Annotated in this window: 12 protein-coding genes; 7 read left to right on the top strand and 5 right to left on the bottom strand. The window is 59.4% G+C overall.

The window, feature by feature from the left end; genetic code table 11:
* Positions 1-268 precede the first annotated feature (268 nt).
* From C4S68_RS05640 to C4S68_RS05630, 3 genes are all read right to left on the bottom strand, one after another.
* Positions 269-613, bottom strand: a complete 345-nt coding sequence (locus C4S68_RS05640; protein WP_103931955.1) for a hypothetical protein — start codon at positions 611-613, stop codon at positions 269-271.
* A gap of 233 nt (positions 614-846) precedes the next feature.
* On the bottom strand, positions 847-2,211 hold the full coding sequence (locus tag C4S68_RS05635; RefSeq protein WP_103931954.1) for an alpha-L-fucosidase: 1,365 nt from the start codon (positions 2,209-2,211) through the stop codon (positions 847-849).
* A 29-nt stretch (positions 2,212-2,240) separates the two neighbouring features.
* Positions 2,241-4,337 carry a beta-N-acetylhexosaminidase gene (locus C4S68_RS05630; protein ID WP_103931953.1) on the bottom strand — a complete coding sequence of 699 codons (2,097 nt, stop codon included), beginning with the start codon at positions 4,335-4,337 and terminating at the stop codon, positions 2,241-2,243.
* A 198-nt stretch (positions 4,338-4,535) separates the two neighbouring features.
* Between C4S68_RS05630 and C4S68_RS05625 the strand changes: the two genes are divergently transcribed.
* Positions 4,536-5,489 carry a dihydrodipicolinate synthase family protein gene (locus C4S68_RS05625; protein WP_103931952.1) on the top strand — a complete coding sequence of 318 codons (954 nt, stop codon included), beginning with the start codon at positions 4,536-4,538 and terminating at the stop codon, positions 5,487-5,489.
* A gap of 42 nt (positions 5,490-5,531) precedes the next feature.
* Here C4S68_RS05625 and C4S68_RS23545 read toward each other — a convergent pair whose 3' ends face one another.
* Positions 5,532-5,786, bottom strand: a complete 255-nt coding sequence (locus tag C4S68_RS23545; protein WP_235011381.1) for a hypothetical protein — start codon at positions 5,784-5,786, stop codon at positions 5,532-5,534.
* Between the two features lie 357 nt (positions 5,787-6,143).
* On the opposite strand from C4S68_RS23545, the gene C4S68_RS23540 reads away from it, so the two are divergent.
* From C4S68_RS23540 to C4S68_RS05610, 3 genes are all read left to right on the top strand, one after another.
* Positions 6,144-7,109, top strand: coding sequence for a hypothetical protein (locus tag C4S68_RS23540; protein WP_235011380.1), 966 nt, complete (start codon positions 6,144-6,146; stop codon positions 7,107-7,109).
* A 93-nt stretch (positions 7,110-7,202) separates the two neighbouring features.
* Positions 7,203-7,988, top strand: coding sequence for a GntR family transcriptional regulator (locus tag C4S68_RS05615; protein ID WP_103932218.1), 786 nt, complete (start codon positions 7,203-7,205; stop codon positions 7,986-7,988).
* Positions 7,989-8,003: 15 nt separating this feature from the next.
* Entirely contained in the window at positions 8,004-9,251 is a 1,248-nt protein-coding gene (locus C4S68_RS05610) for an MFS transporter (protein WP_103931950.1), read from the top strand.
* On the opposite strand, the gene C4S68_RS05605 is transcribed toward C4S68_RS05610, so the two are convergent.
* Positions 9,215-11,278: a hypothetical protein gene (locus C4S68_RS05605; RefSeq protein WP_146072026.1), complete on the bottom strand. Its 2,064-nt coding sequence runs from the start codon at positions 11,276-11,278 to the stop codon at positions 9,215-9,217. The two genes, C4S68_RS05610 and C4S68_RS05605, sit on opposite strands and share 37 nt — an antisense overlap.
* Before the next feature lie 812 nt (positions 11,279-12,090).
* Between C4S68_RS05605 and C4S68_RS05600 the strand changes: the two genes are divergently transcribed.
* The 3 genes from C4S68_RS05600 (at position 12,091) to C4S68_RS05590 (ending at position 20,984) form a co-directional block, all read left to right on the top strand.
* Positions 12,091-15,639, top strand: coding sequence for a TonB-dependent receptor (locus tag C4S68_RS05600; RefSeq protein ID WP_160115011.1), 3,549 nt, complete (start codon positions 12,091-12,093; stop codon positions 15,637-15,639).
* A 93-nt stretch (positions 15,640-15,732) separates the two neighbouring features.
* Positions 15,733-18,378: a beta-mannosidase gene (locus C4S68_RS05595; RefSeq protein WP_103931947.1), complete on the top strand. Its 2,646-nt coding sequence runs from the start codon at positions 15,733-15,735 to the stop codon at positions 18,376-18,378.
* Complete coding sequence (locus C4S68_RS05590; RefSeq protein ID WP_200821476.1) at positions 18,375-20,984, top strand: glycoside hydrolase family 3 C-terminal domain-containing protein; 2,610 nt, start codon at positions 18,375-18,377, stop codon at positions 20,982-20,984. Before C4S68_RS05595 ends, C4S68_RS05590 begins: the two co-directional genes overlap by 4 nt.
* The last annotated feature ends 126 nt before the right edge of the window (positions 20,985-21,110 follow it).

The following is a 21,110-nucleotide window of genomic DNA, read 5'->3' as shown; positions in this document are numbered from 1 at the left end:
GCTAAGTGTCCCGGTGATTCGTGGCCGCTGTTTCGCTAGAACAAGTTGGGGCGTCGGTTTGACCGCCGCGTTACTTCTTGGCGTACCCGTTTGCCGGGACGGCTGCCGGACTCGATGCCTGATGTCCGCTTGTCGGTTCAATCGGCGATCACCTTCTCGTCATCGACGTTGAGAATGCACCCGGCCGGAAGCTCGACCGTTGTTGCACTTGGGAAAGAGGGCTGCATTAGTACCAGATCGTACGGGGCTCACGAGCCACGCCGCGACCTCATGTGAGGGGCAAACATGAGCAGCTTTGCATCAAGAATACGTTCAGCTCTGCACGAGTCAATCCGGTCTTTCGATCATCGCTTTCCGTTCCGGAATTGATTGCGGTCGGAATGAGTTCAAGCTCCGACGCGCCCGCGCTGCCGACGACGCTGATGAAGTCCAGAGCCGCAGTGGCGCGGGCCACCTCGGGGCGATAGCCAATTAGCTGATCGCCTGTGACCGCTTCGACCGGTGAGGTCTTCCCGCTCCCGTATAGCCCAGGGCCGGCAAAGAAGTGTGGAAGTTCCATACCGTCCCGCGCTTCTTTGAAGAGGTAAGCCTGCTGATGTCCGTAGAGTTCCACCCAAGGGTTGGACCTGCTGCTGCCTATGAATATCGTATTGTTCCAACACCGCTTCGCGGGGCCGGGTCGGCTGCAGTGACGAGCCATCCTATGATCGTGAGTGTGCGATCGACCATGGCACGCTCCAGGCTCGGATGCCTACATCGCTCAAGCTTTCCACGGCATGGAAGGCCCGAGCGAACGCGGTCATTGCCGAGGAGGACTTTCGGCGCAGAGGATGCCTACGAGGATGACTATGATTTTTCCCGTTCCTCGAAGATCTGGAACTCGCGGATGCGAGCTACACCTGTGCTGGTGAGGATGTGTAGGCGGAAGCGGCTCGAGGTGACCGGGGTGAAGATGTCGATCTTCTTGTGGCCGATAGCCTGCGCCTCGGTGAGGGTCTTCCAACGGCCATCGATCATAGCTTCGATACGGTAGCGCTGGACGTTCTGGCCTTCGGCGAGCCACTCCATGGTGAGAGCGCGATCCACTGTAGCAGGTCTTGGCAGCCGCAGTTCCAGGGTGGCGGCGTGCGAGCCTTCGGGAGCGCTCCAGAACGTAGCGCCGTCATTGTCGAAGGCTCGCATTGCATTGGAGTCCGCATTCACAGCGTGTGCTGCGAGGTTTCCCTGGGCTCCGTAACGCGCGCTGATCGCAGCGCCGAGTTCTTGCAGCCGCCGAACGTCGGAGTCCGGCAGCAGGCCGCGGTTGTCCGGAGCCACGCCTATCATCCACTGTCCTCCATGGCCCACAGAGTGCTCATAGCTGTCCATGAGTTCGGGGATGCTCTTGAGTGAGGACTCATCGTGCGGATGCCAAAACCAGTGGAGTTTGCGAAGAGGTGTATCCACCTCGATAGGCCGCCAGCGAAGCTGTCCATGACGGTCGATGACATTCCAGTTTTCGTAGTCGATCTTGCCGGACTCGTCGCCGCCCCAGCGTGCGTCGCCAAACTCGAAGAGACCTGTGTCCGCGAAGACGATGGTATTGGGCTGGTAGGTGCGAAGAGTCTCAAGGTACTTCGAGAAGTCGTAGGTGTGTCCCGCGCTTCCCGCGCCGTCGAGCCACCATTCGGTGAGTTCGCCATAGCGCGAAGCCAGCTCCGTAATCTGCGCGCGGTAGTACGTGTCATACGCGGCCTGGTCCTTGTATCGCGGTTCGTGCCTGTCCCACGGCGAGACGTAGATGCCGAAGCCAAGCCCTGCGCGGCGAGCTGCGCGCGCGACATCGCCGACGACATCGCCCTTGCCATTCCGCCACGGGCTGGCCTTCACGCTGTAGTCGCTCTCTGCCGTGGGCCACAGGGCAAAGCCGTCATGGTGCTTGGCGACGAAGACGACATACGTTGCTCCCGAAGCCTTGATGGCCTGCATCCACTGATCGGGGTTGAACTCGGTCGGGTTGAAGACCTTTGGGTCAGCAGTTCCATCGCCCCACTCTCGATCGAGGAAGGTGTTGGTACCGAAGTGCAGGATGACGCCAAACTCGCGATCCTGCCACGCACTCTGTTGCGGCGTCGGCTTCAGGTCTACGAAGTTCTGTGCGGGCGTCGAGCACGCACTCATCAGACACAGGCATAAAGCGAGAGCCTGGGCGGTCTTTGTTGCATATTGCATTCTCGGGCCTCCTTCGGCGCTGGCATAGCTTAATTCACTGAGACAGGGACTTCGTCACTCGAGTTCGCCGGCAGACCAAGGTCCGCTGGAGCCGGCAGCTGATGCGTCTTCTGCCACTTGTTGATGACTGCATCGATGCGTTCACCGCGCTGCTGCCAAAGCTGGATGCGGAGATCGTAACGCACGGTCACGTTCTCCAGCCAGTAAGGCCGGTTCTCCGCCAGCCAGCTCTGCGTGTACAGCGTCTTCAGCAGGGAGTAGCCATCGCGCAGATCCTGGCATCGCCCGTTCATGCTCGAGATGGAGTACAGAGCCTCACGCGCCTCGGTGGCATGTTCCTTATCGTTGCGAAGGGCATAGGCCCTTGCATACGCCGCTGCGATGTCGTCGCTCCATTCAAACTTCTGCGCGAGGAAGTCGATGCGACGTGCCCCCAGTTCCATGGCCTGCAAGGCGTCCGGCTCGCGCAGGGCTGGAGTATCCTGTGCGACCTCCAGTAGCAGTTCTAAGGCCCTCTCGGCATGCACACGCGCGGACTGCAGCTTCGTCCGGTTCCTGGCAAGGAAGGCCTCACCTTCTTCGCTCCACGGATCCATCCAAAAGACCGCGTCGGAGGTATCGATGAGTTTTTGTGCAGCCATCAGTTCGAGCTGGGCCTGGTTGATGCGTCCCGAAGCATCGTTGTAAAACCGCAGGCCAAAGGCGCGTTGATAGGGCTCTGGCTGGATGCGCGCAGGTTGCCAAGAGGCAGCGGCGCCAAAGAGGACGCCAAACCAGTCCTCATTGAAGAGTCCTTCGCCGTCGTCATTCCACACAGTCATCAGCTCGCCGGTGGAACCCAGACGCTGACCAGCTTCTACAAAGCCACTCACGTTATCGAGCACGGTTGCGCCGATAGGATAGACGACGTTCCAATTCGCGTCGCCAGGAGCGACCCACGTCTCGATTCCTGCATCGCGGAACGGAGTAATGTTGCTGTCGTAGTTGTCCTGGTGCCAGTAGATCCAGGGGACCGCGATCATGTCCTTGGGCAGGCTGCCGATTGCCTTCGTGTCGCTCCAGGCAAGGTCGCCCCAGAAGAGCAGCCGCCGGTTAAGCGGGGCGAGTTCGGCATGAATCTGCGTGAGGAAGTCTGCGTACACGGGGCCCAGCCCGCGCTTTGTCACGGCGTCCTTCGTGCGGCCGATCCCGAGGTCGAAGGTCTCGTCGGCGCCGATGTGCAGGAAGGGTCCCGGGAACTCGGCGGCAGCCTGGCTGAACCAGTCTTTGATCAAAGGGAGCGTCCCCGGTTGTCCTGGTGCGAGCACGTGCCCGTGTGGGCTCTCTGCCAGCTCAGCGTAGCGGTCGAACTGCAGCACATGATGCAGGTGCCCGAAGGCCTCCTGCTCGGGAACGATGAGAATGTGCCGCTCCGCTGCATAAGAGACGAGTTCTGCAGCGTCAGCAGGCGTCAGCGCGCTGCCCGGAGGAGGCACCATCAAGTGGCCCTTGTATGCCAGCGTGCTCTCCAGATACGGCGAATAGATGTTCACCTTGTAGGAGGCCAGGAGATCCAGTTGGCGCTTCTGAAAGGCGATCGTCGGTACTGGGCCACGTGAGAGATCGTCATCGACACCACGCCAACGCATCGCCGGCCAGTCACGCACGACGCCTAATGCCAGCTGATGAGAAGGCAGCACCATCTGCGCGAGTGTCTGCACACCATAAAAGATGCCGTTGGCAGTGTGCGCGACGATTGCCGCGCCCGTCCCGTCTGCGACGATGACATAGCCCTCATCCTTCATCGCGGAATCGAAGGTCGTCCCGGCTCGGCGCAGAGCAGCGGTCGCTTCAGGAGTGCCTTCTCGAAGAAGAGTGATGGTGTAGCCGCGGCCTTCAGATACGCGGACTTCATCTCTGAGGAAAGCCGCTCGGAGCTCGCTGGCGGCGAATTCGTCCTCGGGGTTGTGCCCTGGGACAGTGATCCTCGCCTCGGGCAGAGCAAGGGTGCCGTTTGCATGCCACTCGCGGGGCGCAGGCAGGAACTGCGGCGCATCCGCGGGCTGGGCATCGATTCGTGGGCCGCAGACCAACGAGGCGGCGATCACGAGCCAGAGGCAACGGGGAGTACGCGATGGCTTCTTCATCTATCGGGACCTCATGACGCCGCCGACCCATGCGGCGTGACTCTACTTTGGAGAGGCGGAGATGCGAGATTTTCCGCCGGGCGGAAAATCTGGGTGTAGAGCTGGGAGCGGGAGGAGAATTGCCGGGCAATCATGTTGTCGACATAATGGCGACAATTGTATATTGATGGTGATCTCGCGCTCAAGGATTCATAACAGATGGCAAGTGAAGCAGTTTCGCGAACATCGCTGCAGCAGGCGCTCCCGATCTCCGGTGTTGCTTCCGCATTATTGATTCCGCGCAGTGGAACGGGGGATCTCCACCCCGTGGTCTATGAGCGGCAGCTCCACTTTTTGTTGAGCCGAGGCATTCAATGCTTCGCCGTCAATGGGGCAACAGGTGAATACACCCTGACGACAGCGGAAGAATTTCGATGCCTCCTGCGGACCACAAGGCGGGAAATCGGCCTCGGCAGGAGGCTCATTGCGGGCGTCGGAGGTGCAAGCGTGGAGCAGACTCGTGCTCTCTGCGAGATCGCACTCGACGAAGGTGCTGACGGTTGCCTCCTGCCGATGCCGTATTTCTTTCCTTATGGGCAGGACGACCTGATGGAATACGTTGCGGCTGCGACACGAGGACTCGGCGTCCCTGTTTACCTCTACAACCTTCCATCGTTTACAACGCCGCTTGAGCCGGCGACCTCGTTGGAATTGGTGGAGCGTTTACCGGCTGTCGTCGGAATCAAAGACTCGAGTGGATCGCTCGAGACCGTAACGCTTCTCAGGAACCGTGTTCCCGGCGCAGCTTGCATTCTCGGAAACGATGGCTCCCTTTATGAGGCGCTGGCACAGGGGGTCTGTGATGGTGTGGTCTCGGGGGTCTCCTGTGTCCTTCCGGAATTGATGCTAAGGCTCTACGAAGAGGCCTCGGCTCGCCCCAATAGCGTCACCGCCCTTGCTCTGAAGGCCACGTTGGACGAGTTCATCTCCTGGCTGAACAAGTTTCCCGTCCCCTGGGGATTGAAGATCATTGCCGAAGCCCGCGGTTTGGGGGAGGCTTATTTCCCGTTGCCCTTGTCTCACGAGAAGCAAGCGGTGCGGGCAGAGTTCGTGACCTGGTTTGAGGTCAACCGTGCTGCGCTGCATGCGGTCGATGACAACGTTTCGGTATAAGGAGAGGCCGTGAAGACTGCATATCTCATTACCAGCGGCGATCTACGTGAAGAAGCCAATCGTCTTTGCTGGCCTGCACAACGTGAGCTGGAAGAGCGCCTGACGGCTTGCTTTGCCCACAGCGGCGTCCTCCTGGTCCGTGCGGCGGAGGTGGATCCCATCCGTGGGCATGGGTTCGTGGCAGGGCAGCGCGAAGGGATGAACGTATTCCGCCACATCCCGAAGGAAGCTCCGGTAGTGTTTGCGACTGCCGCATGGCAATACTCGCACCATGTGCTTCCAGGCTTGCGAAGCCATGCAGGTCCTATCCTTACGGTTGCGAACTGGTCCGGTCAGTGGCCAGGACTTGTCGGCCTGCTCAATCTCAATGGATCTCTTGTAAAGGCCTCGGTCAAGTTTTCGACCCTTTGGAGCGAGAGCTTTGACGATGACTTTTTCCTTCGAGGGATCGATCAGTGGATCCGTGAGGGACGCATACAGCATGATCTTTCTCACGTGCGAGGATTCGATCCCCACGCCATCCCGGCAGCGACTGCCGTAGCTGCTCAGGCGCTTGCAAGCGACCTGCAGGACAGGAAGGCAATCCTTGGGATCTTCGATGAGGGATGCATGGGAATGTATAACGCCATCCTTGATGACGAACTATTGAATCCCATGGGCATCTACAAGGAGCGCATGAGCCAGTCAGCTCTTGTCGCAGAGATGAGGACCGTGACTGATGCCGAGGCACAGGCGGTGCGCTCGTGGCTGGACTCCGAAGGCGTTACTTTCAATATCGGTGTCGATAGCAAGGTTGATCTTCTCGATTCGCAGGTCATTGATCAATGCCGAATGTACATCGCCGCGTTGCGGATCGCGGACGATTTCGGTTGCGATGCGATTGGCATTCAGTATCAGCAGGGGTTGAAGGACATGACTCCTGCCTCGGACCTGGTCGAGGGATTGCTCAACAACCCGGATCGCCCGCCGGCGTACAGCCGTGACGGCCGTGTGCTGTACGAGGGCAAGGCGCTTCCTCATTTCAATGAGGTGGATGAGTGCGCCGGTGTGGATGCGCTGATTACCAATCGCGTTTGGACGTACCTTGGGTGGGATCCTTCCACGACACTGCACGATGTGCGCTGGGGAGAAGCCTACTCGTGGTCGCCCGAATCTGAACCGGAGTTCCTTTGGCTGCTGCAGATCTCTGGTGCCGCTCCCGCGTCGCACTTCGTGGGAGGATATCGGGGCGCCACCAGCGACAGACAGCCCGCCATGTACTTTCCCCTGGGCGGCGGAAGTCTCAAAGGAGTGGGCCGACCGGGCGAAATCGTCTGGAGCAGAGTCTTTCAGGAAGAGGGTACTCTTCATGTCGACATAGGGCTCGGTTCCGTTGTTGAGCTCCCTCCGGAGGAGACAGAGCGCCGTTGGCGTCAGGTCACCTATGAGTGGCCCATCGTGCACGCACGCCTGAGAGGTATGACTCGCGACTCCTTTATGGCGCGGCACCGCGCGAACCATCTCAGCATCGTGTACGCTCCGAACGCCGAAGACGGCCGTCAGGCACTCTTGCTCAAGGCCGCGGTCTTCAATGCCCTTGGGGTAAAGGTCCATCTTTGTGGCGTGCCGGCTGTTTCGTAGATCCGATCCAGCGAAAGTTCCCAGGTGTTGTGACGCAATGTGGCGAAGCGTGCTCCCACAAACGATGTCGACAGGTCATGTATGCTGGAGCGCATGAAGCGACGGTCCCAATCCGGTAAACCGAAGAGCCTTTCGGTGCGAGACAGGGCTTACCAGTACATCCAGCGGGCCATCGCGGATGGAGTACTGGAGGCTGGCAGCGGGGTATCCGAGTTGAGCCTTGCGAAGGAACTCGGCAGTAGCCGCACTCCGATTCGTGAGGCGATGAACCAGCTTGCGGCGGAGGGACTGCTGCGCCCGGGCGCTAACGGCGGCATGGTCGTGGCGCAGATTCAACGCGACGATATCGTTGAACTCTATGAGTTGCGTGAAGCCTTAGAGGTGTACAGCGTCGGCAAGGTTGCGAAGATTCCTCTGCGCCCTGCCGACAAAGACCGCTTGCAGTTCATGATCGATGAGATTGGCAGACTTCGCGAGGAACTTGCGAAGAGCGGTGCCAGGGAACTTGACCGCGAGCAGATGAAGCGGTTCCTCGGCTGCGATCTCGGCTTTCACGCACTGCTTGTAAGCCTAACGGGAAATACGAGAATTCAGAAGATGATTAACGAGACTCGTCTGCTGATCCGTATCTTCGCTATCCAGAGAAGTGGGCACGATGCCAGCCAGTTGGAGAGCATCCAGAAGTATCATCAGCGAATTCTCGATTGCGTCGACAGTCAGGATGCTCCAGGCGCGATGCAGGCCCTTGCCGAACACATTCAAGTAAGTCAGCGCGAGCGCATCAACGACTTCGATCATTGGAACCGCGAGATGGCGATGCGTGAGAATATGCCTGGCATTTTCGATCTGCAGCGCATGGCTTTGGGAGACATTAGCTAAGGTGAACTACCAGCGATGAAGCTCAACAACCGGTGGCTTGTTGTCTTCATGCTGTGGACGGTCTGCTTCCTCAATTACGCGGATCGTCAAGCCATCTTTGTGGTGTTTCCTCTGTTTGAGCGAGAGTTCTCGCTGAATAACTTCTATCTGGGTGTCCTCAGCGCCTCATTCATGGGGACGTACGCCATCACCGGCCCGTTGGCGGGTTGGGCTTGCGATCGCTTGCCGCGGCGAAACCTGGTTATCGGGGCATTGGTCCTCTGGTCTGCGATGACCGCACTGAGCTCCCTGGCACACACCTATACGCAACTCCTGCTCGGCATAGCGATGGCTGGTGTAGGGGAGGCGTTTTACTTTCCGTCCGCGATGTCACTGATCAGCGATTACCACGCGGTCGACACGCGTTCGCGAGCGATGGCCTTTCATCAGTCAGGTGTGTACGCGGGCAGCATTATTGGCGGATGGCTGGCAGGAGTCCTAGGGCAACGCATTGGCTGGAGGATTGGCTTCCGCGGCTTTGGGGGCGCGGGGATTCTCCTAGGCCTCTTACTCTACCTTCTACTCCGCGAGCCTCCACGTGGCCTGTCGGATCCGAACGTCGGGCCCATTCCGCGTGGCGGCGGCTTTTGGCAGTCGCTCTGCGATCTTGCCGCGAATCGGATCGCTCGCCTGTTAGTTGTCGTGTTCATAGGTGCGAACTTCGTCGCGATGGTCTTCACCGTCTGGATGCCCACCTATCTTTTCACCCGATTCCATCTGAGCTTGAGCGTTGCCGGGCTCAGCGGTACGGCCTATATGCAGATCGCTTCGATCCTGGGCGTGATCCTTGGAGGCATCGCTGCGGATTCGGGTGTCCGGCATGGCAGCGGACCAGGGGCCACTCGGATGCGAGTGCAGGCGATGGGGCTGCTTTGCGCAGTTCCGGCACTGTGTCTCAGCGGCTGGGCAACACGCGTGGCCTATGTGCTTGCGGCCATGGTTGGCTTCGGTCTATGCAAGGGTGTCTACGAGGCAAGTCTTTGGGCGTCTCTCCATGACGTCGTGCCGATCGAGCAACGTGGCTCTTCCGTGGGGCTGATGAACTCACTGGGCTGGCTTGGGGCCGCGGGGGCACAGCTGCTGGTGGGATATGCCTCGGAGCGCTTCAGCATGGGCGCCTGCCTCAGCGCGACCGCGATCATTTACTTCTGCATCGCGGTCACGCTGCTCTACAGCGCACGCTTGACTCAGCGCGAGGGAATCAGCCAGACCTCAGCTACCTGACGTCCTCGCCCGCCTCCGCCTACTCCGTCGGGCCGATCCCAGCGCAGATCGAGTGTTCCGTTGAGCGTCGCGGCGGAAGGCAGCTCAAACTCAACTGTCTCGGGATTGGATTTGCGCAGCCGCGCTGGATGAACTACGAGGGTGCCGTTGGCGACCAGCTTCAAGGGCAACGTGTAATCTTCGCCTGCGTAGGTAATTCGCAGACGGTATCGCTTGTGCGGGTTAAGACCTGTGTATCGCATCTCCAGCGGATACTCATAGAGCGTCTCGGCGTAGTCGAGTTCCGAAAGCCGCCATCCATCTTCGGTCGTGCGATCCGCTATGCCATCAATGGCGGTCTCGTACATCTCGGGATCCGCGTCGAAGCCTTGGCCGCGCACGAGGTGCGGCTCCTTGCCTGGCATGCCGAGGTCGTCATAGATCGCACCGTTGGCAGGGTGCTCCCAGTTCACGATCTCTGCGATTGCCTCAAGCCGCTGCTTCTCGCCAGACAGCCTGCGGATCTCTGCGAAGCGGCGTTCCAGCCACACGCGATCGTTCAACGGAATGTCGGCATGATCGAGGTTTGCTCCCCTCTCGACGCCGGAGGCTCCAAACTTGGACACACTCAGCTGCAGACGCGCATGGGCAAAGAGCCGGTTGGCGAGGTCCTCAAGCTGTCCGCGAAGTTCACTGTCGGCGGGAGGAGACTGAAGGGCCGCTGAAGCTGCGTCCATTGCGGCAGTGCTGCCTGTCTCGGCGGCACTAGAGAGCATTGCGATAGCGCTGCGCTCCTGCTGGCTCTCGACAAGCAGTCGTTGCTGGAGCAGGGCATCGTAGGTCGCCCGGTACAAGGCGGACTCGAAACGCCAGTTGTTGCGCTGCTTCGGACTTGCCTCCGATTCCAATTGCTGGAGTAAAGAGAGCGTACGAGGAATTTGTCGGTTCGTCGCCAGCGGTCCTCGCCAGCCCTGCTCGAGTGTAAACACCGCATCCGCGAACCGTGTCGAGGGATCCCGGCCGATGCGTGGTCCGAGGAAGTAGCGGCTATAATCCTCAAGTGTCTCGTGTGGATCGGTGTGTCCTGACCAACCGAGGCGTGTCCATAGAAACTTGTTCACGTCGTCGTTCACACCTTCCGAGTACGTGACGAAACCCGTGTGCAGATGCGCGAAGTGACGGTAGATCTTCGTCTCGTCGACAGGCCGGGGATCGATCGGCTCGCGGCCTTCGGTGAGCGCGAAGACGGGGTCCCACTCCGGTACAGGGAACTGCGCGTGCATCGTGTGCCCGATGTCCGGGTAGAAGAGCATGCGATAACGGGCTGGGATCTTCGCTCGTTGCGTTTCGAAGCTGTCACGCGATTGCGGTCCGAAGAACACACCCGTCAACCATGAAGGCTGGCCTTCCTTCAGAAGCGCATAGAACTCCTCGAAGGAACTGCGATCGAACCCTTGTGCTGAGATCCAGATGGTCGCCTTTGGATGGTATCGGTGCAGCACTTCGCTCTCTCGTTCGACAAGATTCAGCAAGGGGCCAGGAGCTGTGTGGCCCGGATCACCACCTGGAACATAGAGTGCATCGATGCGCGGCATCGCCTTGACCAGGGACTCGAAGTCCTTGAGCTCCGCTTCGACCAGCGCGGGGTCTGTGTAGTCCTTTCGCATCTCCGGGTAATACAGTTCGCAATCGAGGCCGTATTTGTCGAGCAGCCGGGAGATGCCCACAACGGTCTCGAGCGCGGGAGCCGGATAGAGCGGGCTCGTCGCGCGATCATCCGAGACAGGCGCGATCACTTGCAACCCGCTGATGCCAAAGACCGCGAGATCGCGAATGTGTTGCTCAAACATAGGCAACGTCCAGGCGTCGTACGTGTTGTTCTTGTAGCGATATCCAATCTGGTGGCTGCGTATGGGGTATTCGGGTGCACTGGTCAGCGAAAGCGGTTGAGCGAGCACCGTACGCCCCTCCGAAAGCTCCATATGCCGCAATAGATATCCCACGCCGTACAGCACGCCGCGTGAATCATTTCCGGCTACGATCAACACGACCCTGCCGCCGTCTCGAAACGTGCGAACGGTGAAACCCTCGGTCCGGGTCCGGAAGGCAGGGGAGGGTGACTCGCGGGCCCACGCATCCCGTAGTGTCACTGGAAGCAACTGATCAACCTGAGACACCTCTGCGATGACGAGAAGGAGCCGATCTTCCGAGGCCCCGGAGAGACTGGCGATCCCACCCCGGTGCAGCGTCCACGATTGACCCGTCCGCGCCTTCTCTTCTTCTAGCAGAAGGTCGACCGCAGCGCGCTCAGGGGCATTTGCGTCAGATCTGACTACGACCAAGGTTTGCTTGGAGCGAAATGGTCGTCGGAGCGTCGACAGCGCTCCGGATGGCATGGGAAGCCCGGTTAGGCAGATAGCGATCCAGCTACACTTCTTGAGAAAAGTTGGCATAAGGTGAACCAGATAAACCATTCTATTTCATGATGATAGAAATATTTACGGGCTTTGAAATCCGCTTGGCGGAAAGGGGCTTTGGTCTAATCAGGGGTGGGCTGTTGAGGTGGCACATGTCGACAGTATGTACTCATCGTAATCAAAATAATTGCATTTTGATGAACGAATCTCTTGTCAGCGGCCTCTGTTTGCGTATACCTTTCTTGAAAATCGCACAACCGAAACCATGGCGACGGGCCGGCAGTGGTACTCCGATCGCCCCTGGTACCGGAAAACGCGCACAAATACAGCTAGGCCGCCGGGAAGATTTCTTGCCGCCGGGGACGTTCTTAGGAGACACGATGCGCAGTCGCTCACTTGTATACATATTGTGGACATGTGTTCTTGTCCTCTTCACCAGTGCATTGCACGCCCAGACTGTAACCGCTGACATTACCGGCACGGTGACCGACTCGGCAGGAGCTGTCATCGTCGGCGCCACGGTGACAGCGACCAACGAAGGCAACGGTATTTCGACAACGGTATCAACGAATGGCGCTGGCCTCTACAGCCTGCGATTCTTGCAGGTTGGGTCTTATAGAGTGACGATAGACGCACCTCGCTTTGGCAAGCAGGTTGTTGAGCCCGTATTGCTCGAAGTGGCGCAGGTAGCGAAGATCAACGCGATCCTGAAGCCTGGCAGCGAAGAGACTGTGGTCGATGTTTCGGCGGGCAGCGCTCAGTTGCTGAACACCGAGAACGGCATGATCAGCAGCACGATCTCTGAAACGCTTATCAACGACCTTCCGATCAACGGCCACAACTTTCAGGAGCTCACGCAACTCATGCCTGGCTCTACCGTGGCCGACGGGAATCAGTGGAATGGCGCCGGCCAGAGCAGCCCGAACAACTCCGGCGAGCGCACGCAGAGCTTTGCCACGCTTCCCAACATCAATGGAAATCGCGCCTACACGACCAACTACACGCTCGACGGGATAAGTATTGTTGATAGCGGAGCGAACCTGAGCAATGGATTTGGCGCGCCAACGTATAGCATCGCTCCAGAGGCCGTGCAGGAGGTGACCCTGATCTCCAATGTTCCTCCGGCAGAGTACGGTGACGGCGCCGCCCAGATGGCGCTTGTGACCAAGAGCGGAACGAACAAGTATCACGGTGGACTCAGCGCTTATCTGCAGAACTACCTGATGGACGCCAACCTCTTTCAGAACAAGCGCGTGCTCCCTGGCACGGCGTTTGTGCAGCGGACGCACTACACCCAGTCAATTTACAACGCTGCGCTCGGTGGCCCCGTGCCGTTACTGAAGGACAAGCTGTTCTTCTTTGCGGATATGGAGGTATATGTGAAACCGTCCGCGGGCCAGAGCACGTTGAACGTCCCATTGAACGCGTGGCGCGGAAACACCACGGCATGTTCTTCCTGCGGAACCGCAGACAGCACCGTCTCGCCTCTGGCTGGTTATGCGTACTTCGGCTCCGCGGTGTCTCAGCTCTATGACTCTCAGAACGGCTTCGCTCCGTTCAACCAGACGGTAGGGAGCACCACGTACCAGAACCTGGTGCCGATTCGCAATCCAGTGGCGAAGTACCTGTTCGCCAACTCGGGCTTACTGCCGCTTCCGAATCGAACGGCGAGTACGGCTCCGATCACGAGCAACTATCTGGGCTATACCAAGGGGCTGACCCGCAACAACCAGGGCGACATTCGTACAGACTGGACTCCCACGTCGAAGGATCGTCTCTCCGCACGCTGGTCTCAGGGAGAGGCGTACGACTTCACGTCGCAATTGATCGACCCGATATCCTTCCCAACCAACAGTGACTTCCCCTTCAAGCAGCTTGCGATCAACTACGTTCGCACGATCAACTCGAACCTTGTCAACGAGGCACGCATCGGCTTCACGCGTCTGCACTACAACCAGTACGCGGAAACCACCGCGGCCTCTTCTGCCTTCCAGAATGGTGAGGCGCTGGTCGGAATTCCGTGGAACAACGTGGTGGCGGGCTTCAGCGCGCAGTCATTCACGCAGAGCACCAACAGCACCGGAACCAGCACGTTGGGAACCTCGGGCTCCTACAACCTTGCATTGGACAACCACTTCACCTATGGCGACGATCTGACGTGGCAGCACGGCCTGCACGTCAGCAAGTTTGGTGTGCAGTTATACCGCGTGCAGAACAACCTTTATCTGAACGGCTCCGGTGGCCTGCTGGGCAACTTCAACTACAACGGCTCATTTACGGGCAATCCGGGCGGAGGACAGAGCGTTGGCTATGACTTCGCTGACTTCCTGCTCGACTACTCGCAGAGCTACAGCGTTACCTCGACGAACGGCGACTATGGGCTCCGCCAGTATCGCTTCGCTGCCTTCGCGCAGGACTCCTTCCGGATCAGGCCCGATCTAACCCTCAACTATGGCGTTCGCTGGGAGTATGACCAGCCCATGTACGAGGTCCACAACAAAATGTCGAACATTAGTCCGACAAGTGGTGCGTTGCTGCTTGCCGGGCAGAATGGCAATTCGCGCGCTCTGTACAACCCTACGTACTCTGAGTTCAGCCCGCGCGTCAGCTTCGCATGGAATCCGAGCTACTGGCAGCAGAAGTTCGTCCTTCGCGGAGGCTTCGGTATCACCAACTACATGGACTACAACCTGATTGGTCGGAACCACCTGCTGAACGTTCCGTACCACCTCAGCATCGCAGCCACGGCCACCACGCCGACTGCGACCTCTGGTGGCTCACCGTTCCTGGTAACCAACGGCTTTGGAACCTCGAATGCGTCGGCCACGGGATATTCGTTCGTCTCCTGGGACAAGACCCTCAAGCCAATGTTTGAGCCGCAGTACAGCCTTGTTGCGGAGTATGCCATCACGCCGAAGTCCAAGGTGACCGTAGCGTATGTCGGCAACGTGGCGAACCATCTCGCTGATCAGCGCAACATCAACCAGGAGACACTCGTCAACACCGCTGCCAGTGCTCCCTTCAACTCGGTCACGATCAATACCGGCACCAACACGGTTGCGATCGGAACCAGCGCCGTTATCAAGTACGAGTCGGAAGCGGTTTCGAACTTCAATGCCGGTGAGGTGACCTATCGCCTGATACCGACGAGGGGCCTCGAATTTCAGCTCAACTACACGTACTCGCACGCCATGGGTGATACCTCCGGCATCGTCGCGATCAACGATAACAATATCTCCGGCGGCTATCCTCAGAACAGCTACTGCCTTTCCTGCGAGTACGGTCCCAACGGCTCCGACAGTCGCCACATGCTGAGCAGCAGCTGGGATTACGCTCTGCCGTTCGGCCATGGGAAGCAATTCGCCACCAATGTCCCAGTTTGGCTGGACGAGGTCATTGGCGGGTGGAAGGTGTCTGGTAGCGCCGTGCTCTTTAGTGGGCAGCCCAACACGATCACCGCGACGAGTTCTGCTGGTATCGGTTCAGCGGGTTCGCTCCGGGCAAACCACTATCGCCATATGAAGGTCGTGAACCCCAAGTATGGTCTCTATGTGACGAGTGCTGGTGTGGACGCGAGCATCGCTTCGCCGAACACCTTCGTGATTGCAGGCGCATGGGGAACTGATCCTTCGGCTACGAACTCGGGTAACCAGGGAACGGGCACCTGCGGTCAGGCTGGTCATGATGACGGCATCTGCGCCTACGGTCAACCCGCGGCAGGTGTTACGGGCCAGGCTCCTATCTTCGGCACGGCTTCGGTCGGCTCCGAGCGTGCTCCCGGCTTCCGTCAGGTGGATGCTTCGGTGCAAAAGGAGTGGAAGCTTTATCACGAGCACATCCTGCAGTTCCTCGCCGAGGCTTACAACGTAGGCAACATCGTCAGCTACAACAACCAGGGACGCACCGTGAACGGTGGCAGCACCTGGGGCTATGTGCAAAGCACTCGCTCAGAGCCACGCCAGTTGGAGTTGGAACTGAAGTACAAGTTCTAAAAATCGTGGTGTGGCTCTAATGGCCGTGGCTCAGAGTGTCGTTAGCTCTGTGGCACGGCCATCCTTTCTTAGATTCCAATCGTTGAGACCCGCATGATTCGATCGTTCCGCACGTGTTGGCTGTGTCCTGCTGTCGCTATCGCTGGCTTCTTGATAAGGACACAATGTGCTTCTGCTGCTTCGCAACAGCATCTTGATGGGGGCTGGAGTTTTCGTGCCGTCTCAGCGAACTGGCATCCCGAAGCTGATGCCTGGCACAGCGCTGTCGTTCCGGGTGCGGTGCAGACAGATCTTCTTCGAGCGGGCTTGATCCCCGATCCTTTCTTCGGTGACAACGAGAAGAAGGTGCAGTGGGTCGGCACCACGGACTGGGAGTACGTTACAAGCTTTCATGTTGATGCCGCGGCCATGGAGGATCGTCACGCCGAGCTGCTGTTTCAAGGGCTCGATACCTTCGCGGATGTCTTCCTCAACGGGCAACCTGTCCTGCACGCCGACAATATGTTCCGCTCCTGGCCGGTCGATGTCAGCGGCCATCTGAGGCCGGACAACGAGCTGAGGATTGTCTTCCACTCGCCGATCACTACTGTCGCGGCGACGGCCTCGGGACTTCCGTACATCATTCCCGGCACCGGATACGAGCCACTGGATCGCAACAAAGGCATCTACCCCACAAGTCAGTTTGTCAGGAAAGCCGGATACAGCTTCGGTTGGGACTGGGGCCCCCGGTTAGTTACAGAAGGCATCTGGCGTCCCATCACGCTCATGACGTGGAGCGGCGTCCGGGTGGTAGCGCTGCATCTCCAGCAGCTTTCGGTCAATCCCGACCGGGCAATCGTGGAAGGCACTTTCGATGTTGACAGCGATGTGAACTGTTCAGCAACCCTGGCCTTCGCCCTTTTGGATCCGCGAGGACACCAGCTTCCGCCACAGCGTGTTCGTGTGCATCTTGATCGAGGGGGCAATCACTTCGTTCGGCAGATGCGCGTCGAGCGGCCGCAGCTTTGGTGGCCCAATGGTTATGGCCCGCAGAGTCTTTACACACTGCGCGCAACTCTTGGGCTCGACGGAAAGGTGCTGGCCACGCAGACGCTGCAGACGGGGCTCCGCTCGCTCGAGTTGCGTCGCGAGGCGGATAGCGTCGGGAAGAGCTTTACGTTCGTCGTGAACGGCGTGCCGGTGTTTGCAAAGGGGGCTGACTTTGTTCCACTCGATAGCTTTCCCGCGAATGTAACTCCTGTGCGCAGGCTCAACATCCTCACTGCTGCTCGTGATGCCAACATGAACATGCTTCGTGTATGGGGCGGAGGCTACTACGAGCCTGATGACTTCTATGAAGACGCCGACCGGCTCGGCCTGATGATCTGGCACGATTTCATGTTCGGCGGCTCCATGATCCCCGACGATCCGCACTACGCGGACAACGTCCGGGCTGAGGCCGTCGAGCAGGTGACGCGGCTCAGCGATCACCCCAGCATGGCCCTGTGGTGCGGCAACAACGAGGTGGAGACGGCATGGGAGAGCTGGGGTGACCGGATCGCCTTCAAGAAGACGCTCAGCGCCGATCAGCAGCAGCAAGTGTGGCAGAACTACCTGTTGATCTTCCACGATGTACTCAAGAGCGCCGTCGCTCAATATGGCAATGGAGTGCCATACTGGCCCAGCTCTCCCAGTGCTGACTTCGAAGCCAAAGCCGGCGACGTACGGAACGGCGATGTGCACTCCTGGAACGTCTGGAGTGGAGGAGCGCCCTACCGCAGTTATGGCGATACGACGCCGAGGTTTCTGTCGGAGTTCGGCTTTCAGTCTCTCCCAGAGCGCAGTACACTGCGGTCCGTGTTGGGTGATGATGAGTCGCTCACCTCGCCGCTCATGCTCAATCACGAGCGCTTCTTGCACGGCTTTGACCGCATGCAGCAATATCTTGAAGACGCCTTCCGTCCGGCGAAAGACTTCGACAGCATGATCTATCTCAGCCAGCTTGAGCAGGCTGAAGCTATCCGCTATGCCGTCGAGACGATGCGTTCCCGTCGCCCCCGGAACATGGGAACTCTCTTCTGGCAGCTCGATGACTGCTGGCCGGTGGCATCGTGGTCGTCGCTGGACTACTTCGGTCACCCCAAGGCGCTGCAGTTCTTCGCTCGCCGCTTCTATGCACCGCTCCTCATCGTGGCTTCGCAGCCTGATCCATCGAGAGCAGCGCTGGAATGGTTCGTGGTCTCGGATCAGCAGGCGAAGGTCAATGGCGCGCACCTCACCATTCGCGTGATCAATTTCCAGGGAGAGGTGCTTCATCGGCAAACGATTCCGCTCGACGTCACTCCATTGACCAGTACGCTCGCCGGTCGGCTTGATCTCGAGAACCTTACAGGTTTCGACCCGAAACAGGTTGTTCTCAGCCTTGTGCTCTCTGACGCAGGCGGTGCGACGCTAGCCACGCAGACTGCCTATCTCGCAACGGCGAAGCAATTGTCGCTGCCAGATTCGGGCCTCGAAGCGACGCTCGCCCTTGCTCCTGGCGGCAGCGGTTATGTCATTCATCTCAGGACAAGGAACCTTGCTCGAGCAGTCGCAATCAGCTTCGACAGCCTCGACGCATCGGCCGATGTAACGCTCAGCGACAACTTCATCGACATACTTCCGGGGGAGCCGGCCACAGTCGCCGTTCGATCTTCGTTACCCCTTTCGAAGCTGAAGGCTGCCATGCATGTGAGATCGCTGGAGGACAGCACGCGATGAAACAGCTTCTCGGCATCGCAGCTTGCTGCGCCTTGCTCGGCGTTGGAACACCAGGACCGGCACAGTCGGTCACGGCGCTGTCTCAATGCGCAGGCACGATGACGCCCGCGGCGGTCGACGCAGCCATCGATCACCTCATCGGCGAGATGACTCCAGGCGAGCGCATCTCCCAGATGGGCGACCGCGCGCCCGGTATCGACCGCCTCCACATTCCGGCCTATAACTGGTGGAATGAGGGGCTACATGGGATCGCGCGCAACGGCCATGCCACCGTGTTTCCGCAGGCAATCGGTCTTGCCGCATCGTGGGATCCGGGTCTGCTGCGAGCCGTGGGTGAGACCGTATCCACTGAAGCTCGAGCGCGATTCAACCCGCACATCGGGCAAGCGACACCGCGCTACGGCGGGTTGACGCTCTGGTCCCCCAACATCAACATCTTCCGAGATCCACGCTGGGGACGTGGGCAGGAGACTTACGGCGAGGACCCATTCCTGACCGCTTCTCTCGGGGTCGCCTTCGTACACGGCGTCCAGGGCGACGATCCGTATTACCTTCGCGCAGATGCAACGCCAAAGCACTTCGCGGTGCACTCGGGGCCGGAGGAAGGGCGTGACAGCTTCAACTCAAAGGTCACGGCGCACGATCTCGAAGAGACCTATCTCCCGGCCTTCCACGCTCTTCTCACGGAGGGCGGGGCGGCCGCGATGATGTGCTCCTATAACGCGATCAATGGCGTTCCATCCTGCGCGAATACGTCCCTGCTGCGTTCACGTGTTCGAGGGGATTGGGGCTTCAAAGGGTACATCGTCTCCGATTGCGACGCGGTCGGGAACCTGAGCAGCTATCAGCATTACTCGACCAACAAGGCTCAAGCCGCTGCAGCTGCGCTGCATGCCGGTGTCGACCTTGACTGCGGCAACTCGTACAACGCGCTCGCCGAGGCCACCGCCCAGGGGCTGGTCACGCAGTCGGAGGTCGATGCGTCACTTCATCGCCTTCTTGCCGCACGCTTGCGGCTCGGCATGCTGCAGCCTGCAGAGTGCACTGCTTACAATCGCATCCCCGAGACAGCGGTTGCGACCCCGGAGCACCGCGCACTGGCGCTCCGCGCGGAGGAGGAGTCCATCGTGCTGTTGCACAATCAGGGTGTGCTGCCGCTGCGACCTCACACGAGGCTGGCAGTCGTTGGCCCCAATGCGGACTCCCTGCAAGTCCTCGAAGCCAACTATCACGGAACGGCCGTTGACCCAGTCACACCGCTTGCCGGTCTACGGCGGCTCTTCCCGGATCTTCGCTATGCGCAAGGCTCGGTCCTTGCCGAAGGCGTCACTATTCCTGTTCCTGAAACAGCGCTCCGGCATGGTGCCGCCATGCGCGGATTGCACGTTGCTTGGTACTCCAACGGAACGCTCGCTGGGGCGGCGGTCGCTGAGGCCGACGTCCGGACCGTTGATCTCGACATCAATCGTGCCTCACCTGCTGCCGCACTTCACGGTGGGCCGTACTCCGCGCGTTGGACGGGGTACTTTGTCCCTCCGGCTCCCGGAGATTACACGTTACACGTCGCCATTGAGCGCTGCTGGGACTGTAAACCTGACGAGCATGATGGCTTCAGGCTCATGGTCGGCAACCAGTCTCTGAGCAGCAGTGGACCGCACGAGCCTGATCGCATCGTGCTGCATGCTGCAGATACAACCCCTCTACCCCTCATGCTTGAGTTCGAGCACGTCGGTCTCGACGAGGGCCTCTCGCTCGAGTGGGATCCGCCGGCTGCAGTACTGCTCGAGGAGGCCGCCGCTATCGTCCGGGACGCAGATGCCATCGTCGCCTTCGTCGGCCTCTCGCCGAATCTCGAAGGCGAGGCGCTTTCGATCAGTGTTCCGGGTTTCCGAGGCGGCGACCGCACATCGCTCGCCTTGCCGCGACCCCAGATTGCTTTGCTTCGCGAGATGCAGCATTCAGGAAAGCCCGTCATTGTCGTGCTCCTGTCCGGTTCCGCGGTAGCGTTACCTCCAGATGGTTTCGGAGCTGTGCTGGAAGTCTGGTATCCGGGAGAAGAAGGTGGGAATGCCATCGCGAATGTGCTCTCGGGAAAGGTCAGCCCTTCGGGCCGTCTCCCCATCACTTTCTATCGCACCGCAGATCAGCTCCCTCCATTTGTTGACTACTCAATGAAGGGCCGCACCTATCGCTACTTCACAGGCGATGCACTGTATCCCTTCGGCGCGGGACTCAGCTATACAACGTTTCGGTTTGGCCATCCCAGGCTCGGCAGCCATCGTCTCTCACCGGGAAGAGACCTCCGCGTGACCTTTACCGCGAGCAACAACGGAGCGCGCGCGGCTTCAGTGGTTGCCCAGGTCTATCTGTCGCCCGTTGGGGAATCTCATGAGCCGCTACGCACTCTGCTTGCTTTCCGAAGGGTGCTGCTGAAGTCGGGCGAGACCCGGACCATCGCCCTGACGATCCCCGCATCACGCATGAAGACAATTGGTGCGAACGGAGAGGCTCTCATCCGCGCTGGGACCTACCGTCTTTTCGTCGGAGACGGACAGCCCGGCGCGGATTCAAAGGGAGCATCGGTGCTACTCCAGATAACCGGCTAGGAAGAATGCGATTCGTCATTGCCCGAGGGCTAGAGTGACCGTTTCTTTCAGATCGGTGGCTCGTTCGGTGGCCGGTTTGGATTCCGCATATCTACAACGGTCACAACAAGACGCTCCTCTTCGTCA

The sequence above is a fragment of the Bryocella elongata genome (assembly GCF_900108185.1).
GTDB classification, from domain to species: Bacteria; Acidobacteriota; Terriglobia; order Terriglobales; family Acidobacteriaceae; genus Granulicella; species Granulicella elongata.
This window is presented reverse-complemented; position numbering and strand designations above follow the sequence as displayed.

Bases quoted from the DNA above. Each gene is read 5' to 3' on its own strand.
- C4S68_RS05635 (WP_103931954.1), bottom strand. From the start codon at position 2,211: ATGCAATATGCAACAAAGACCGCCCAGGCTCTCGCTTTATGCCTGTGT.
- C4S68_RS05630 (WP_103931953.1), bottom strand. From the start codon at position 4,337: ATGAAGAAGCCATCGCGTACTCCCCGTTGCCTCTGGCTCGTGATCGCC.
- C4S68_RS05625 (WP_103931952.1), top strand. From the start codon at position 4,536: ATGGCAAGTGAAGCAGTTTCGCGAACATCGCTGCAGCAGGCGCTCCCG.
- C4S68_RS23545 (WP_235011381.1), bottom strand. From the start codon at position 5,786: ATGGCTTCGCAAGCCTGGAAGCACATGGTGCGAGTATTGCCATGCGGC.
- C4S68_RS23540 (WP_235011380.1), top strand. From the start codon at position 6,144: ATGGGCATCTACAAGGAGCGCATGAGCCAGTCAGCTCTTGTCGCAGAG.
- C4S68_RS05615 (WP_103932218.1), top strand. From the start codon at position 7,203: ATGAAGCGACGGTCCCAATCCGGTAAACCGAAGAGCCTTTCGGTGCGA.
- C4S68_RS05610 (WP_103931950.1), top strand. From the start codon at position 8,004: ATGAAGCTCAACAACCGGTGGCTTGTTGTCTTCATGCTGTGGACGGTC.
- C4S68_RS05595 (WP_103931947.1), top strand. From the start codon at position 15,733: ATGATTCGATCGTTCCGCACGTGTTGGCTGTGTCCTGCTGTCGCTATC.
- C4S68_RS05590 (WP_200821476.1), top strand. From the start codon at position 18,375: ATGAAACAGCTTCTCGGCATCGCAGCTTGCTGCGCCTTGCTCGGCGTT.